This is a genomic window from Streptomyces sp. NPDC097617 (assembly GCF_044761485.1).
GTDB lineage: Bacteria > Actinomycetota > Actinomycetes > Streptomycetales > Streptomycetaceae > Streptomyces.
Genome location: NZ_JBIWCL010000003.1, coordinates 452,917 through 467,705, shown reverse-complemented (window position 1 = coordinate 467,705; position 14,789 = coordinate 452,917). Strand labels below are relative to the sequence as shown.

The 14,789-nt window shown below is 71.0% G+C and carries 16 protein-coding genes and 1 pseudogene; 9 read left to right on the top strand and 8 right to left on the bottom strand.

The genetic code is table 11. The annotated features are described in order from the left end of the window. Nucleotides 1-27 precede the first annotated feature (27 nt). The gene (locus ACIQZO_RS08580) at nt 28-435 is read right to left on the bottom strand and encodes an ATP-binding protein (protein ID WP_403622038.1); all 408 of its coding nucleotides are present in this window, start codon (nt 433-435) and stop codon (nt 28-30) included. A 180-nt stretch (nt 436-615) separates the two neighbouring features. Between ACIQZO_RS08580 and ACIQZO_RS08575 the strand changes: the two genes are divergently transcribed. Genes ACIQZO_RS08575 through ACIQZO_RS08565 form a run of 3 tightly spaced genes read left to right on the top strand, consistent with a single transcriptional unit; the run spans nt 616 to nt 2,220 of the window. Further along, complete coding sequence (locus ACIQZO_RS08575; RefSeq protein ID WP_403622035.1) at nt 616-870, top strand: hypothetical protein; 255 nt, start codon at nt 616-618, stop codon at nt 868-870. Next, a complete protein-coding gene (locus ACIQZO_RS08570; RefSeq protein WP_403622032.1) occupies nt 842-1,357 on the top strand; it encodes a DUF6879 family protein in 516 nt (171 codons plus the stop codon). The genes ACIQZO_RS08575 and ACIQZO_RS08570 overlap by 29 nt, the downstream gene beginning before the upstream one ends. A gap of 14 nt (nt 1,358-1,371) precedes the next feature. Beyond that, nucleotides 1,372-2,220 (top strand): helix-turn-helix domain-containing protein, encoded by an 849-nt coding sequence (locus tag ACIQZO_RS08565; protein ID WP_403622029.1) that lies wholly within the window; start codon nt 1,372-1,374, stop codon nt 2,218-2,220. Between the two features lie 636 nt (nt 2,221-2,856). Here the strand turns inward: ACIQZO_RS08565 and ACIQZO_RS08560 are convergent. After that, nucleotides 2,857-3,006: pseudogene (locus tag ACIQZO_RS08560) on the bottom strand (DUF255 domain-containing protein); the annotation flags it as partial. Nucleotides 3,007-3,033: 27 nt separating this feature from the next. Next, the gene (locus tag ACIQZO_RS08555; protein WP_403622026.1) at nt 3,034-3,807 is read right to left on the bottom strand and encodes a DUF4344 domain-containing metallopeptidase; all 774 of its coding nucleotides are present in this window, start codon (nt 3,805-3,807) and stop codon (nt 3,034-3,036) included. A 152-nt stretch (nt 3,808-3,959) separates the two neighbouring features. On the opposite strand from ACIQZO_RS08555, the gene ACIQZO_RS08550 reads away from it, so the two are divergent. Then, nucleotides 3,960-7,262, top strand: a complete 3,303-nt coding sequence (locus ACIQZO_RS08550) for a tetratricopeptide repeat protein (protein WP_403622023.1) — start codon at nt 3,960-3,962, stop codon at nt 7,260-7,262. Nucleotides 7,263-7,570: 308 nt separating this feature from the next. Here the strand turns inward: ACIQZO_RS08550 and ACIQZO_RS08545 are convergent, their stop codons facing one another. After that, nucleotides 7,571-7,795 carry a hypothetical protein gene (locus tag ACIQZO_RS08545; protein WP_403622020.1) on the bottom strand — a complete coding sequence of 75 codons (225 nt, stop codon included), beginning with the start codon at nt 7,793-7,795 and terminating at the stop codon, nt 7,571-7,573. Further along, nucleotides 7,792-8,679, bottom strand: coding sequence for a mycothiol conjugate amidase Mca (mca, locus tag ACIQZO_RS08540; RefSeq protein WP_403622017.1), 888 nt, complete (start codon nt 8,677-8,679; stop codon nt 7,792-7,794). Before mca ends, ACIQZO_RS08545 begins: the two co-directional genes overlap by 4 nt. Before the next feature lie 107 nt (nt 8,680-8,786). Here mca and ACIQZO_RS08535 point away from each other — a divergent pair, with 107 nt between their 5' ends. Then, nucleotides 8,787-9,200 (top strand): DUF4307 domain-containing protein, encoded by a 414-nt coding sequence (locus ACIQZO_RS08535; protein WP_403622014.1) that lies wholly within the window; start codon nt 8,787-8,789, stop codon nt 9,198-9,200. A gap of 138 nt (nt 9,201-9,338) precedes the next feature. Continuing rightward, a complete protein-coding gene (greA, locus tag ACIQZO_RS08530) occupies nt 9,339-9,836 on the top strand; it encodes a transcription elongation factor GreA (RefSeq protein ID WP_403622011.1) in 498 nt (165 codons plus the stop codon). Nucleotides 9,837-9,961: 125 nt separating this feature from the next. Here greA and ACIQZO_RS08525 read toward each other — a convergent pair whose 3' ends face one another. The 3 genes from ACIQZO_RS08525 to ilvA form a co-directional block, all read right to left on the bottom strand. Beyond that, on the bottom strand, nt 9,962-10,756 hold the full coding sequence (locus ACIQZO_RS08525) for an ABC transporter permease (protein WP_403622008.1): 795 nt from the start codon (nt 10,754-10,756) through the stop codon (nt 9,962-9,964). Beyond that, nucleotides 10,753-11,775 carry an ATP-binding cassette domain-containing protein gene (locus tag ACIQZO_RS08520; RefSeq protein WP_403622005.1) on the bottom strand — a complete coding sequence of 341 codons (1,023 nt, stop codon included), beginning with the start codon at nt 11,773-11,775 and terminating at the stop codon, nt 10,753-10,755. The genes ACIQZO_RS08525 and ACIQZO_RS08520 overlap by 4 nt, the downstream gene beginning before the upstream one ends. 131 nt (nt 11,776-11,906) lie before the next feature. Continuing rightward, a complete protein-coding gene (ilvA, locus tag ACIQZO_RS08515; RefSeq protein WP_403622002.1) occupies nt 11,907-13,139 on the bottom strand; it encodes a threonine ammonia-lyase in 1,233 nt (410 codons plus the stop codon). Between the two features lie 237 nt (nt 13,140-13,376). Between ilvA and ACIQZO_RS08510 the strand changes: the two genes are divergently transcribed. Genes ACIQZO_RS08510 through ACIQZO_RS08500 form a run of 3 tightly spaced genes read left to right on the top strand, consistent with a single transcriptional unit; the run spans nt 13,377 to nt 14,629 of the window. Continuing rightward, nucleotides 13,377-13,898 (top strand): MarR family winged helix-turn-helix transcriptional regulator, encoded by a 522-nt coding sequence (locus ACIQZO_RS08510; protein WP_403621999.1) that lies wholly within the window; start codon nt 13,377-13,379, stop codon nt 13,896-13,898. A 57-nt stretch (nt 13,899-13,955) separates the two neighbouring features. Then, nucleotides 13,956-14,378 (top strand): sigma factor-like helix-turn-helix DNA-binding protein, encoded by a 423-nt coding sequence (locus tag ACIQZO_RS08505; RefSeq protein WP_403621996.1) that lies wholly within the window; start codon nt 13,956-13,958, stop codon nt 14,376-14,378. Beyond that, on the top strand, nt 14,375-14,629 hold the full coding sequence (locus ACIQZO_RS08500; RefSeq protein ID WP_403621993.1) for a hypothetical protein: 255 nt from the start codon (nt 14,375-14,377) through the stop codon (nt 14,627-14,629). The genes ACIQZO_RS08505 and ACIQZO_RS08500 overlap by 4 nt, the downstream gene beginning before the upstream one ends. The last annotated feature ends 160 nt before the right edge of the window (nt 14,630-14,789 follow it).

Sequence of the window (14,789 nt, the reverse complement as noted above, 5' to 3'; positions counted from 1 at the left end):
CCGTGGGGCCCCACTCGGGGACGGTCGTCACACCCGCTCCGCCGCAAGCTCCACCCAGACCGTCTTGCCAACGACCCGGTCCGTCACTCCCCAATCAGCGGCGAGTGCCTCGATGAGCCGCATCCCGTAGCCGCTCTCTCGGACCTCGGGCGACTGGATGTCCGGGAGTCGTTCACCCCGGGCGTCCGTGACCTCAAGGCGGAGAACATCATCAAGCATGGCCATGCACAGCTCGAAGTCACGTCCGGGCACGCGCCCGTGCCGCACTGCGTTGGACGCCAATTCCGCGATGACCAGCCCAGCCGTGTCCGACGCGTCAGACCCGAGAGGAATGCCCCAGTCGGCCAACTCGATCAGCGCGAGCTGCCGAGCGAGGCGGGCACCCCGTGCGGTCGCGGTGAATCGCTGAGCAAAGGCCGTACCGGCGGCAGTCATGGAACCGTCCCCTCACGTGGTCCGATGCCGAACACGCTAGGGAGACCACGCCCACACCCTCAAGGAACTTGCATCAACTTGCACATCAATTTGCTTGGTCTGTAAGGGTATTGACGGTGTCACCGCAGGTCCGTCAAGCTCATGCAAACCCAAGCAAGCACCTCGACCAGGGAGCCGGCCATGGCCGTAGAGTTCGTGGGAATCGACCCCAACACCGACCGGGACCACTGCCCCACCGTGTGGTCCGACGCGGAAGCCCAAGAGATCCTTTTGCAGGGGTGGAAGCCCACTCCCGAGACCCAGGCAGACTGTGAGGAAAGCAGCCCCGCGAACGGCTCCGTACCGGACAGCGAAGCCATCGTCAGGATTCCGGCCCGAATGATTCCGATGATCAGGGAGGCGTGTGATGCCGTCGAGCGTGCTCAGCTTCGCTGAGCTGCTCAGCCGGTCCGAACAATCCGCCGTCCACTTGGAGTTGCGTGATTCCTACGCGCCGACGGACAGGTTCGAGGCGTGGAAGCGTGGCGACCGGATCAGGTGGGACGACCGCGCATCCTGGTGGCACTCCTACGATCAACTGATCACGGACACCGTGGCACGGGGCGTGTCCATCCGTAGGGCTCGTGTGGTCTCCGAACCCGTGTCGGAGTACATCCGCTGGGAGCACTACGTCACCCACGCCAACGTCACGGCGGGTGAAGAGGTGCGGTGGTTGCCACGCCGCCGCGCTACGAGCATCGCCCTACCGGGGAATGACTTCTGGCTCTTCGACGGCACGTTGCTCCGGGTACACCACTTCTCGGGTGAGGGTGTGGTGGTCGAAGATGAGATCACGGATGATCCAACGACAGTGAAGCTGTGTTCCAGCGCCTTCGAGGCGGTCTGGGAGCAGGCGGTCCCGCACCACCTATACGAAGTCTGACGAAGGCCAACTCCTTGTCCCTGCAACCCTCTTCGAATGTCCAGACGGCCCGCGAGAATCTGGCGGGTCGTCTGCGCGAGATCCGCAAGGACGCGGGGATCACCGGGCGGGAGTTGGCCGTCCGGTGCGGTTGGTCGGAGTCGAAGTCCTCCCGGATCGAGCACGCCAAGACGCCACCCTCGGACGCGGACATCCGAGCGTGGTGCAGAGCGTGTGGCGGTGACGATCAAATCTCCGACTTGATCGCTGCGAACAGGCAGTCCGCCGACGCTCACGTCCAGTGGAAAACACTCCAGCGGAGCGGCCTCCGCCGCCTGCAAGAGTCCGCAGAGGACCTGTACCGGCAGACCCGCACCTTCCGGGTCTACGTGTCGGACGTGATACCTGGCTTTCTCCAGACATCCGGGTACGCCAACGCCCTGCTGTCATCCATCGCGGAATTCCGGGGCACCCCGGACGACGTGAGCGATGCCTTGGTGGCGCGGATGCGGCGCAACCAGGTGGTCAGCAACAGCGCCCACCAGTTCTCGTTCGTCATCGAGGAGTCGGTGTTGCGGTACCGGCTGTGCAGCACCGAAACCATGGCGGCACAGCTTGGCCACCTGCTCGGCGCTATGGACCTTCCGAACGTCGCCGTGGGAATCATCGGCTTCTCGGCGCAACGGACCCTGTGGCCCATGCCAACCTTCACGATCTTCGACGACACCAGGGTTCACGCCGACTCCTTGGATGCCGCCTCCACCCTCACGCAGCCCAGCCAAGTCGATCTTTACTCCCGCGCCTTCGAGCGACTGTCGCACCAGGCGACCCGGGGCGCCGCATCGCGTTCCCTCATCGCAAGTGCGCTTGAATTCTTGGACTGAGCGGCAGCACTGAGCCCGCCTGGGCTGTATTTCCGGACACACTTACACTACCTTTCGAGAGCTTGCGAACCCCTTAGCTTCGCCTTCTCGTGTGCCCGAAGCAGGGTTTACCCAGTACCCGAAGGGCTGACGACCCAAAAAACGGAGCCCCACTTAGCGCGCGCGTTTCGGGCTGGGGACGGGATCGCCGCGAGGAACGCATATGAACTTCCAGGCCGCCTCCACTCGGCGAGAGAACGGCGGGAACCGCGAGCGGTGACGAAGTGATGAAGTGACCCTGAATCCGGGTTACCTCTTATAGATGGCATTTTTCGTTCTATACATAGAACAGCAGCAAACCGTCATCCCGTCACTTCGTCACCACGTCGAGAGGCGGGGGCCCGTCCGCCGGCCCCGGAGACCTGGCCTTGCGCTTCGAACTCACTTCTCGGTGGTGGTGTCCTTCTTCGACAGCCATCCGAACTCAAGTCGTTCCAAGATCGGCGTGTGGTCCCCCTGTCGCGCGGCGGGCCTGATGGTGATGCCCTTCTTCCCAAGCGCACATTTCAGAAGCATCCGCTTGTCCGCCATATCCGCCGCTTCCCAGGCCTCACGCAGGGTGTCGATCTGCGTGAGGGGCGAGAGGTCTGCCTCTGCGCAGCTCGAATAGCCGACGCTGAGGTGCACGGGCACCCCGCGCTCACGTGCCTCCACGAAGGCCTCGGGCGACCACGGCCACCAGTCGACGGGGTTGTCGGCATGCTGGAGCAGGTAGGGAGAGGTCTCGTTCGCGAGGCGGTTCGGCATGGGACCATCCTGCCGCACGGCCCCCGATCACCGGCGCAGGAGCGGGGTCAGGTCGGTGGTCCAGGTGGTGCGGGTGCGGGTCCAGGTGGTCGGGCAGTCGGCGCGGGATGCGGTGGCGAGGGGTGTGTGGGTGGTGGGGGCGTGGCCGTAGACCGCGCAGCGGTGGGATTCCGCGCGGGCGGGGTCCGGGGCGTGCTCGTCGTCGGGGTCCGGGGTGGGGTCGGCCGCCGCCGCGAGGTCGTACGCGCGGGCGGCGGTGAGCAGGGTGCGGTCGCCCTCGGGGCCCCGCAGGAGCATGAACTGGGCGAAGCGGTCGGCGGCGTCCTCCTCGGCGCGGCCCCGGTCGCGGACGGGGAGGTCGAGGGCGTCGACGAGGGCGTGGCCCGCCTCGTGGTGGAGGGTTTCGCGGACGACATCGGAGAGGGGTTCGTCCGCCGGGCCGCCGTCGGCGTCCTCGAACAGTTTCCGGTCCTCCGTCAGGTCGTCGTAGCAGAGCTCGATCCGGCGGGTTTCCGGGTCGTAGCCGCTGCCCTCACCGGCGCAGGAGCGGGCGACGACCGTGATCCGGTGGGGGACGTCGAGGAGTGCGTTGAGGTCGGCCGTGGCCTGCTCCATGAGCTGCCGCCGCTTCAGGAAGGCGGCGCTGTCACGGTCGGCCGCGGCCGCTTCCTCGTAGCGGGGTACGAACCCCCGTTCCGCCGACGGCGGTTGGCATGCGGCCAGCGCCGGCAGCAGCGCTGTCGCGCACAGGGCCGCCGCCAGCGTCGCGGTCGCGGTCGCGCGTGACCGGCGTATCGTCATGTCACTGTCCCCACAGATGAGTTGATGCTTTTCGACCCGACTGTAGGAGGAAGTGAGCAGTTCCCTCTGAAGTAGCTCAGATTCCCTCGCGCTCGGCCGGGTCCCGCAGGACACTTGGGGCACGTTGCCGGAGCTCTCTGAGGGGGATGCCGATGCGGGACAGCCATCGCGGTGAGGCCGAGCGGCTGTTGGAGCGGGCCGTGAACGAGGCGGCGGGTGCGGGCATCGACCGGGCGACGCTGCTCGCGCGGGGCCGGGAGGCGCTGGACACGCTCGCGGCGAGTGCGGCGCCGGAGTACGAGACGTACGTACGGGCTCTGGACGAGGCCGCGGCCGGGGACCAGTCGCTCGGTGAGGCCTTCCGCCGCGGCAATACCTCGACGGCGGCGCTGGTGACGGCGGTGGCGGCGGCCACGGCGGTGGGCGCGGACCTGTCCTTGGGCGTCGCGGCCGGTACGGCGCTGACGGTGGGGGCCGTCGTGGGCATCGCGGGAGCGGTGGCGACGGTGGCGAAGGCGACGGCGCTGCACCTGCCGGCCGCGAACCGGCGGGCCGGCGAGCTGGGTCGGCCGGGCGGGCCGGAGCAGTTGAGGTTGCAGTGGCTGTCGGCTCTGGAGGTGCGCGGGATACGCCCGTTCCTGGAGCAGCAGCGCGCGGTGGCCGCGGCGGCGCGGGCGGCGCGGCCCGCCTCGCGCCCTGCGGCGCGGCCCGCTCAGCAGCTGCGCGGTACGGACCGCAGTGCGGAGGCGCGGCGGCGCAGTGCGCTGGAGCAGTCCTTCGGGCAGTTGCCGGCTCCGGCCGAGGTCTTCGCGGGGCGGCGCTCCGAGCTGACGCGGATCGCGCAGTGGGTGCAGGCGGCGCGGGCGAGTACGGAGACCCGGCCCGTGGTGGTGGTGCTGCACGGGGAGCCGGGGGTGGGTCGTACGGCGCTTGCGCTGCGGGCGGCGCACGGACTGCGGGACCAGTTCCGGGGTGCGTGCGTGGTGGACCTGCGGGGCGGTTCGGCCGGGGAGTCGTCCGGGGAGGCGCCACTGGCGACGCGCGAGGCGCTGCTGCACCTGATGAACCGGCTGGGCGCGCCCCGCGAGCAGTTGCTGTTCCGTGAGGGCGCGTCGGCGGAGCAGCAGGTGCGGCGCCTCGGGGAGCTGTACCACCAGCACCTGCGCGGGTTGCCGGTGACGGTGCTGCTGGACGATGCGGTGGACGCGGCGCAGGTGCGGACGCTGGTTCCGGAGCGTTCCGAGAGCCTGGTGCTGGTGACGGCGCGGGAGCCGTTGGAGCTGCCGGCCGATCTGGCGGCGTGGGTGTACCAGCTGCCGGTGGAGCGGTTGGCGCCGCAGGAGGCGGCGGAGCTGCTCCCGGCGCCGGCGGCGGGGGTGGCCGAGGAGGACGTGGCCGCGGTGGTGGAGCTGAGCGGCGGTCTCCCGCTGGCGCTGCGGATGCTGGCTCCGCTGGTGGGTGAGGGCCGGGCCCTGGCGGGCGGCGTCGCGGCGGTGGCGCATCCGGTGGAGGCGGCGCTGCGCGCGGCCGACGCGCGGCTGGCCGCGCCCGCCCGGGAGTTGCTGCGGCGGTTGCCGCTGGCCGGGCGGGCGTCGCTGGGCGGGGCGGCGGCGGCCGCGCTGGCCGACGTACCGGAGGCGGCGGCGCTGCGCACGCTGGAGGAGCTGTGGGAGGCGGGGCTGATCGAGCGGGTGCGCGGCCAGCGGTTCCGGATGCACGACGCGGTGCGTTCGTACGCGGCGACACGATCGACGGCTCGGCCGGTGGCGGACACGGGCGGGGTCGGGGTCGGGGTCGGGGCAGCGGACGGGGACGCGGACCGGGGTGCGGACGGGAACGGGGCCCCCGACGAGGAGGACCGGGCGCGGGCCGCGGCGGCGCACGAGCGGCTGATCCGCAACTACGCGCAGCTCGCGGACTCGGTGATCCGGATGGTCGACGGGAAGATGTCGACGCGGGCGAACCAGTTCGGGGGGCACGGTTTCACCTCACTGGACGCGGCGCTGCGCTGGCTGGACGACGAGTCGAGCTTCATCACGGCGGCGCTGCGGCATTCGGAGGGGGTGGACCAGCAGGCGGTGCTCGACCTGCTGGGGGCGCTGTGCGACTTCTGCCTGCTGCGCGGGGACCTGTACCGGCTGGGTGAGATCGATGAACTGACGCAGGCGGTGGCGGCGGGTCAGAACGGGCCGAAGGGCCAGCAGGGCCGGCTGATGCGCTCGGTGCAGTGGCGTACGGGTATCGCCGCGCGCCAGCTGGGCGAGCTGGACAAGGCCCGCACCACGCTGACCTCGGTGGTGGACCAGTACATGGAGGCCGATCAGGAGGCGGGGGCGGCGATGGCCCTGATCTCGCTCGGCATCACCTTGCACCACCAGGGCAATCTCCCGGAGGCGGCGATCCGTATCCGGGAGGCGCTGGTGCTTCAGGAGCCGCCGGAGCTGGCGGGCGACCGGGCGTGGGGTCTGCACGCGCTGGCGGCGGTGGAACGGGACCGGGCGCACCTGGCGGAGGCGGCGCGGCTGCTGGAGACCTCGCTGGCGCTGCACCGGGAGAACGAGAGCGTGCACGGGGAGGCGTGGGCGCATTTCCAGCTCGGCCAGGTGCACCTGCGGTTCGGGGACGTGGAGCGGGCGGAGGCCCAGCTGCGGCTGGCGCTGGACCTGTACGGGCGCACCCGTGACGACCGCGGTGAGGCCTGGGCGCTGACGCAGCTGGGCCGGGCCCGGCTGGTGGACGGGGATCCGGGCCCGGCGGCGGACGGGCTGCGGGAGGCGCTGGCCCGGCACCGGGAGGCGGAGGACGCGCGCGGCGAGGCGTGGACGCAGTACTACCTCGGGCAGGCACTGGAGGAGGGCGGCGGGCGCGACGAGGCGGTACGGGAGCTGGAGCGGGCCCGGACGATGTTCTCGCGGATGCGGGACGTGTACGGGCTGGCGTACGCCCGCCACCACTCGGGCCGGGTGACGCGGGACCAGCGGGCGGCGCAGACGGGGAACCTGCGGAACTCCGGTTTCGCCCGGCAGCTGCTGGTCGACGCGCGGGCGGACTTCCGGCGGATCGGGCTGGCGCACGGCGAGGCCTGGACGTGTCTGGAGCTGGCGGTGATCGACGCGGGCAACGGGCGGCTGTCGCAGGCGCTGGGGCTGTGCGAGGAGGCCGTGCGGCTGTTCATCTCGTACGGGGACCGGCGCGGGGAGGACTGGGCGCGGTTCCTGCGGTGCACGATGCTGCCGTACGCGGTGCCGGCGGCGCCCGAGGAGGCGCGGGCGGAGCTGGGACGGCTGGTCGAGGCCCCGCATCCGGCGCGGGACGGCCGGCTGGAGGACTGCCTGGAGACGTACGGGGTGATCCTGGGCCGCGGGGTGGATCCGGCGGAGGGCTGGCAGGCGTGGCGGCTCGGGCTGGTTCCGAACCTGCACGCGCGGGAGGTGATGGGGGTCCCGCGGTCCTGACGCGGCGGCCCGCGCGAGATCGTGGCGGCGCCCGTCCCGGGCCACGTCACGGGCCACGTCACGGGCGGCGCGGGGCGGCGCGGGGTGCCTCACGGACCGGGCCCCGGCGCGCACGGAAGCCGCCGCCCCGACCGGTTGTCGCGGCCGGGGCGGCGCGCTCACGCGCGAAGGTCCTGCGGGAGAGCCCTGGACGCGACCGTGCGGGCATACCGGGGCGGGTAGGGCGCAGGGCCCCGCCGCACCGGGGCGGTACGCGCCCGTCCGGTCCCGCGTGCCGTCCGGCCCTGCGGAGCCCGCGTGCCGCGTCCCTACGGGGCCCGCGTGCCGTCCGCGGCGGGGGCGGCCGGCTCCGGGGCCTCCTGGAAGTTCACCCGGCCCATGTGCCGGTTCATCGACTTCATCAGGGCCCACACGCCGATGGCGAGGGCCGCGAACACGATGAAGCCGAGGAGGCCGGGCGTCACCTTGTTCTTGTCGAAGGTGTCACCCGCCAGCGGAAGGAGCTGGGTCAGTGCTGCCTGCGTAGCGCTCATAGCCACGCATTCTCCCGGATGCCAGCGAAGAGGTCGGACTCGGGGAGGGAAGTGTCGACGAACGACTTCGCGAGCTCGTACTCCTCGGTGGGCCAGACCTCCCTCTGGATGTCCATCGGGACGCGGAACCAGCCGCCGTCCGGGTCGATCTGCGTGGCGTGCGCGATGAGCGCCTTGTCACGGATCTCGAAGAAGTCGGCGCAGGGCACGTGGGTGGTCAGGGTCCGCTCCTTGCGCTCGAACTCCTTCCACCGCTCCAGCCACTCCCCGTAGGGGGACTCCAGGCCGCGCGCGAGCAGCGCCTCGTGGAGGGCGATGGTGCGCGGCTTGTTGAAGCCCTGGTTGTAGTAGAGCTTCTGCGGCTGGTAGGCCGGGCCGTACTCGCTCTCCGGGTACTTCTCGGTGTCGGCCGCGCTCTCGAAGGCCAGCATGGAGATCTTGTGGGTCATGATGTGGTCGGGGTGCGGGTAGCCCCCGTTCTCGTCGTAGGTGGTGACGACCTGCGGCTTGAAGGCGCGGATCTTCTTCACCAGCTCACCGGCGGCCTCGTCGACGTCCGCGAGCGCGAAGCAGCCCTCGGGCAGCGGGGGCAGCGGGTCGCCCTCCGGGAGGCCGGAGTCGACGTATCCGAGCCATTCCTGCTCGACGCCGAGGATGTCTCGCGCCTCGTCCATCTCCCTGGCGCGGACCTCGTGGATGTTCTCCTCGATGTACTTGTCGCCCTGGAGCTTGGGGTTCAGGATCGAGCCGCGCTCGCCACCGGTGCAGGTGACGACCAGCACGGGGACCCCCTCGGACACGTACTTGGCCATGGTGGCCGCGCCCTTGCTCGACTCGTCGTCGGGGTGGGCGTGGACGGCCATCAGTCGAAGCTGCTCGGTCAAAACAGGATCCTCTGCGATTCGGCGCGACACTCAGCTCCTATAGTGACCGAACTGGGGGGCGGAAAATTCCAGGGGTGACCAAGCCGTCCCCGGCGAGAGGAACGATCATGAGCGCGGTGCGCGAGGGACTGCCCGAGGGCCGGTACGGCCGGTCGGCGGACGAGCGTACGGACCGGAAGCTCAAGATCATCGGATCGGTGCTGGGTGTCGGGCTGCTCAGCGTGGTCGGCTGGATCGGCTGGGACTACATCGCGGGACAGAGCGTGAGCGCCGAGGTGATCAAGTTCCAGGTGATTTCGGACACCGAGGTGAAGGTGCACCTGGAGGTCCGCAAGGAGGCCTCGGTCACCGGGGTCTGCTCCCTGAGCTCCCAGGACGAGGGGCACGGCGAGGTCGGCCGCGCCGACTTCACCTTCGCCCGGTCGGCGTCCCGCGTGGACGAGGTCGTCACCCTGAAGACCACCACCCGGGCCACGATGGTCGAGCTGGTCGGCTGCCGGCCGGCGGCTTCCGCCCGCTGAGGCGCGAAGAGGATTGAAGACGCACCCCACGAGGCAATGAGCCTGTGGGGTCCTCCCCCTTTTCTTCCCGAATTGTTAGGCTCGTGGTTTCGTCCGCCGCTGGCGGCCAGTAGTCCCCTGTACCGACGAGGAGCACCCGTGACCCAGACGAGCGAAAGCGTCACCTGGCTGACCCAGGCGGCGTACGACCAGCTGAAGGCGGAGCTGGACTACCTCTCTGGTCCTGCCCGCACGGAGATCGCCACGAAGATCGCAGCTGCCCGCGAGGAGGGTGACCTGCGCGAGAACGGCGGTTACCACGCGGCGAAGGAGGAGCAGGGCAAGCAGGAGCTGCGGGTCCGCCAGCTCACGCAGCTCCTGGAGAACGCCAAGGTCGGCACCGCGCCGGCGTCCGACGGCGTGGTGGCCCCCGGCACCCTCGTGAAGATCGCCTTCGACGGCGACGAGAACGACACGATGGAGTTCCTGCTCGCGTCGCGCGAGTACGCGTCCTCGGACTTCGAGACGTACTCCCCCCAGTCCCCGCTGGGCAGCGGTGTCATGGGCAAGGCGATCGGCGAGGACGCCGAGTACGAGCTGCCGAACGGCAAGAAGGCCTCGGTCAAGATCCTGGACGTCAAGCCCTTTACCGGCTGATCACCCTCGGTCACGACTTTTCCGCCCGACCTGCCCGACCTGCCCGACCCGCACGACCCGCACGCCCGATGCCCGGCCGGACTCCTCCGGCCGGGCATCCGCGTTTGTGCGGTGCGTGTCCTCCCTCAGCTGTCCGCGCCGCGGTACTTGCGGACCGCGAGGGTGCGGAAGACCAGCACGATCAGCACCGACCAGATCAGCGAGGCCCAGATGGGGTGGACCATCGGCCAGGCGTCGGACCGGGACACACCCGGGTTGCCGAAGAGTTCGCGGCAGGCCTGGACGGTGGCGCTGAAGGGGTTCCACTCGGCGATGGGCTGGAGCCAGCTCGCCATGTTCTCCGTGGGGACGAAGGCGTTGGAGATGAAGGTGACGGGGAACAGCCAGATCAGCCCGCCCGAGGTGGCCGCCTCCGGAGTGCGTACGGACAGGCCGATCAGCGCGCCGATCCAGGAGAAGGCGTAGCCGAGCAGGAGCAGCAGGGCGAAGCCCGCGAGGACCTCGCCGAGGCTGGTGTGGGTGCGCCAGCCGACCAGGAGGGCGACGATCGCGAGCACCACCATGGTCAGCGCGGTCTGCATCAGGTCCGCCAGGGTGCGGCCGGTGAGGACCGCGCCGCGGGCCATGGGGAGCGAGCGGAAGCGGTCGATCAGGCCCTTGTGCATGTCGTCGGCAATGCCCGCGCCGGCGCCCGCGGTGGCGAAGGTGACGGTCTGGGCGAAGATGCCCGCCATCAGGAACTCGCGGTAGGCGCTTGCGCTGGTCGAGCCGCCGATGATCATCGAGCCGCCGAAGACGTAGCTGAACAGCACCACGAACATGATCGGCTGGATCAGTCCGAAGATGACCATTTCGGGGATCCGGGTGAGGCGGATGACGTTCCGCCGGGCGATGACCAGGGAGTCGCTCAGGCCGCTCACTTCGCCGCCTCCTTCCGGGCCGTCCGGCGGCCCTTGGCCTCGGGGCCGGCCGCCCCTTCGGCGGTCTCCTGCTCCTGCCCCTCGGTCGCGTGACCGGTCAGGGAGATGAACACGTCGTCGAGGGTGGGGCGGCGCAGGCCGATGTCGTCGATCTCGATGCCCCGGCCGTCCAGTTCGCGGATGACCTCGGCGAGCAGCTTGGCGCCCCCCGACACGGGCACGGTCAGCTTGCGCGTGTGGTCCTCGACCGTGGTCTCGCCCTTGCCGAAGCCGGCGAGCACCTCGCGCGCGGTGGTGATGTGCTCCCTGTTGTGGACGACGACCTCCACGCGCTCGCCGCCGGTGTGGGCCTTGAGCTGGTCGGAGGTGCCGCGGGCGATGACCTTGCCGTGGTCGACCACGCAGATGTCGTGCGCGAGGTGGTCGGCCTCCTCCAGGTACTGGGTGGTGAGGAGCAGGGTGGTGCCGCCGGCGACCAGTTCCTGAATGATCCCCCACAGCTGTTGGCGGTTGCGGGGGTCGAGTCCGGTGGTCGGCTCGTCCATGAACATCACGGGCGGGCTGACGACCAGGGCGGCCGCGAGGTCGAGGCGCCTGCGCATACCGCCGGAGTAGGTCTTGGCCGTGCGGTCGGCGGCGTCGCCGAGGTTGAAGCGTTCGAGGAGTTCCTCGGCCCGGACCTTGGCCGCCTTGGCCTTCATCTGGTAGAGCTGGCCGACCATCTGGAGGTTCTCGCGGCCCGTCAGATATTCGTCGACGGCAGCGAACTGGCCGGACAGGCCGATGGAGCGGCGGACTTCGTTGGGGTGCTTGAGTACGTCGATGCCTGCGACGACGGCCCTGCCGCTGTCGGGCCGCAGGAGGGTGGTCAGGACGCGCACGGTCGTGGTCTTGCCCGCGCCGTTCGGGCCGAGCAGACCCAGGACGGTGCCTTCGGGGACATCGAGGTCCACGCCGTCCAGAGCCCGTACATCGCCGAAGGTCTTGACCAGACCTTCGGCGTAGATAGCGCCTGGCATATGGATTCTCCCAGTGAATCGGGCCAGTAGAATCAGGATATTCAGGGCATTTCTACGCAAATCCTATGGGCGGCGGGCAGGTCCTGCTCGGCCGAACGGGGGGTGTTCGCGGCCAGGGGGTTTCCCGGCTCCTAGCTCATCACCTTGTATCCCGCGCCGTGCAGGGAACGCGCGACTTCCGCGCAGTGCTCGGGGCCCTTCGTCTCCAGGTGCAGCTCCACCTCCACCTCCGTGAGCCCCAGCCGCGGATCCGTCCGCACATGGCTCACGTCCAACACATTCGCATCCACCACTGACAACACCGCCAGGAGCCCGGCCAGGGCGCCCGGCCGATCGGCCACGCGCAGTCGCAGGGACAGGTACCGGCCCGCCGCCGCCATGCCGTGGCGCAGGATCCGCTGGAGCAGCAGCGGGTCGATGTTCCCGCCGGACAGAACGGCCACCACCGGGCCGCCACCGTACAGTTCGGGCTCGCTGAGCAGGGCCGCGACCGTGCTGCACCCGGCCGGTTCGACCACCAGTTTGGCCCGCTCCAGGCACAGCAGCAGGGCGCTGGAGAGGGCGTCCTCGGAAACCGTACGCACGTCGTCGACGAGCTCGCCAATGATTTTGAAGGGGACGTCGCCGGGGCGGCCGACCTTGATGCCGTCGGCCATCGTGATCGGGTCGTCGATCGAGACGGGGTGCCCGGCCTTGAGCGAGGGCGGGTACGCGGCCGCGCCCGCCGCCTGCACGCCGATGATCCGCACGTCCGGTCGCAGCGCCTTCACGGCGACCGCGACACCGGCCGCGAGCCCGCCGCCGCCGATCCCGACGAGGATGGTCCGCACCTCCGGGCACTGTTCCAGGATCTCCAGGCCGACCGTGCCCTGGCCGGCGATGATGTCGCGGTGGTCGAAAGGGTGGATGAACACCGCGCCGGTGCGGTCCGCGTACTCCTGGGCGGCCGCGAGGGTCTCGTCGACGACCTGCCCGTGCATGCGCACCTCGGCGCCGTACTCCTGGGTCGCGGCCACCTTCGGCAGCGGGGCCCCGACTGGCATGAACACGGTGGAGCGGACCCCGAGGAGGGAGGAGGCCAGGGCCACGCCCTGCGCGTGGTTGCCCGCGCTGGCGGCGACGACGCCGGCGGCCCGCTGCTCGGGGCGCAGGCCGGAGATGCGTACGTAGGCGCCGCGGAGCTTGAAGGAGCCGGTGCGCTGGAGGTTCTCGCACTTGAGGTGGACCGGGGAGCCGGTGAGGGCGGAGAGGTGCCGGCTGCCCTCCATCGCGGTGACCCGGGAGACACCGGAGAGCATTTTCTGAGCCCCCCGGACGTCGTCGAGGATGACCTGCGGGACGGGCTGGGGCACGCGGTAGTTCATGCCGCCAGTCTCGCAGCCCCGCCGGGGCCCGGCTCGGGGCGGCGGGAGGGGCGCAGCGAACAGGGCGCGGGGCCCCGGGCGAGCGGCGCGAGGGGCGAGATCTCGCCATCCGGGACGGCCGTGCGGCGGGTCCTCGAACCGGCGGTATCAGTTCTCGTACGAGGCGTACGGGCCGCCGCACGGCCGCGTACTCTGTCCCCCAACCTTGTCGGACCCACGCGAAGAGAGCCCACGGCCATGCCCTCCATCCCGGCCAATTCCGATCTGCCCGCGGCGCCCGAAGCGCCCGCCGGAGCCGGTCTCCTCGACGCGCTCCAGCACCAGGTGGCGGTCTTCGCCCGCCGTGCCGAGCAGACCCGTCTGGGCGGTGTGGGCCAGGCCCGCAACTCGATGGACCGCGCCGCCTACCTGCTGCTGAACCGGCTCGACCTGGAAGGTCCGATGGGCGTCAAGGCCCTCGCCGGCGGCATGGGAATCGACTCCTCCACCGTGACCCGGCAGGTCGCGCCGCTGGTCGACAGCGGTCTGGTCAAGCGGGCCTCGCACCCCGAGGACGGCCGCGCCGTGGTGCTCGCGCTGTCCCCGCGTGGACTGGCCCGGCTGGAGGAGGTCCGCTCCTCGCGGCGCGAGTTGATGGCCCGGGTGACCGACGGCTGGAGCGAGGGCGAGCGCGAATCCTTCACGGGACTGCTCACGCGCTTCAACCTGTCGCTGTCGGAGCTCATGGCGGCCGTGGCCGAAGCCGGTCCCGCCTCCTGAGCGGAGTCCGTCCGTCCTCTTGACCTGGGCCGCCCCGCTGCCCGCACTATGTGGACTATGCGGGTGGTTGATCAACAGGCGGGCTCCTACGCGGAGTTCGAAGCCTTCGTCGCGGGCGCGGCAGGGCGGCTCCTGCATGTCGCGGTGCTGCTCACCGGTGAACCGGAACCGGCCCGCCGACTGCTGGCCGGCGCGCTGGCCCGTACGTACGCGAACTGGCGGCGCCTGCGCGCGGACGACCCGTACGACTACACCCGCCAGGAGCTGTGCGCCGCCTTCGCCCGGACCGGCTGGCGCCACCACGGGGGCACCGGTGTGCTGGCGCGGCTGAACCCGCCGGAGCGGCTCGTACTGGTCCTGCGGCTCTACGAAGGGGTCGCGGAGGAGGTCACGGCGGCGCAGCTGGGCATGCCGGTCGAGCGGGTACGGGTGCTGTGCAACCGCGCCGTGGCGGCGCTGCGATCCCGGGAGGCGGCGTGAGCGGGATTCCGGACCGGAAGGAAGCCCAGATCAGGCACCTGCTGGAGGGCCCGTATCCGGTGGTGCCGGCGGGGCTGGCGGCGGGGGCGGCGGCCCGGGGCGACCGGCTCCTGCGCCGGCGGCGGGCGCTGCGGAGGTTCGGCTGGGCGGTGCTCTTCGCTGCCGCTGTGGCGTTCGTGGTCTGGGCCTCGCTGACGCGCCCCTGGGCAGCACCGCCGAGCGGCATCTCCCCACCCCTGCAGGGCTGGTAGCCCCTGCCCGGGCAACATCAGCCTCGCTGGCGTTTGTGGCGCGGGGCGGGGGGGGGGGGGGGGGGGGGCCGCGCCCCCCCCCCCCCCGGGGGGGGGGGGGGGGCCCGCCCGCGGGGGGGGGGGGGGCCCGCGGGGGGGGGGGGGGGGGGGGCGCCCCCCC

Bases quoted from the DNA above. Each gene is read 5' to 3' on its own strand.
- ACIQZO_RS08580 (WP_403622038.1), bottom strand. From the start codon at position 435: ATGACTGCCGCCGGTACGGCCTTTGCTCAGCGATTCACCGCGACCGCA.
- ACIQZO_RS08575 (WP_403622035.1), top strand. From the start codon at position 616: ATGGCCGTAGAGTTCGTGGGAATCGACCCCAACACCGACCGGGACCAC.
- ACIQZO_RS08570 (WP_403622032.1), top strand. From the start codon at position 842: ATGCCGTCGAGCGTGCTCAGCTTCGCTGAGCTGCTCAGCCGGTCCGAA.
- ACIQZO_RS08555 (WP_403622026.1), bottom strand. From the start codon at position 3,807: ATGACGATACGCCGGTCACGCGCGACCGCGACCGCGACGCTGGCGGCG.
- ACIQZO_RS08550 (WP_403622023.1), top strand. From the start codon at position 3,960: ATGCGGGACAGCCATCGCGGTGAGGCCGAGCGGCTGTTGGAGCGGGCC.
- ACIQZO_RS08545 (WP_403622020.1), bottom strand. From the start codon at position 7,795: ATGAGCGCTACGCAGGCAGCACTGACCCAGCTCCTTCCGCTGGCGGGT.
- ACIQZO_RS08535 (WP_403622014.1), top strand. From the start codon at position 8,787: ATGAGCGCGGTGCGCGAGGGACTGCCCGAGGGCCGGTACGGCCGGTCG.
- ACIQZO_RS08520 (WP_403622005.1), bottom strand. From the start codon at position 11,775: ATGCCAGGCGCTATCTACGCCGAAGGTCTGGTCAAGACCTTCGGCGAT.
- ilvA (WP_403622002.1), bottom strand. From the start codon at position 13,139: ATGAACTACCGCGTGCCCCAGCCCGTCCCGCAGGTCATCCTCGACGAC.
- ACIQZO_RS08510 (WP_403621999.1), top strand. From the start codon at position 13,377: ATGCCCTCCATCCCGGCCAATTCCGATCTGCCCGCGGCGCCCGAAGCG.
- ACIQZO_RS08505 (WP_403621996.1), top strand. From the start codon at position 13,956: ATGCGGGTGGTTGATCAACAGGCGGGCTCCTACGCGGAGTTCGAAGCC.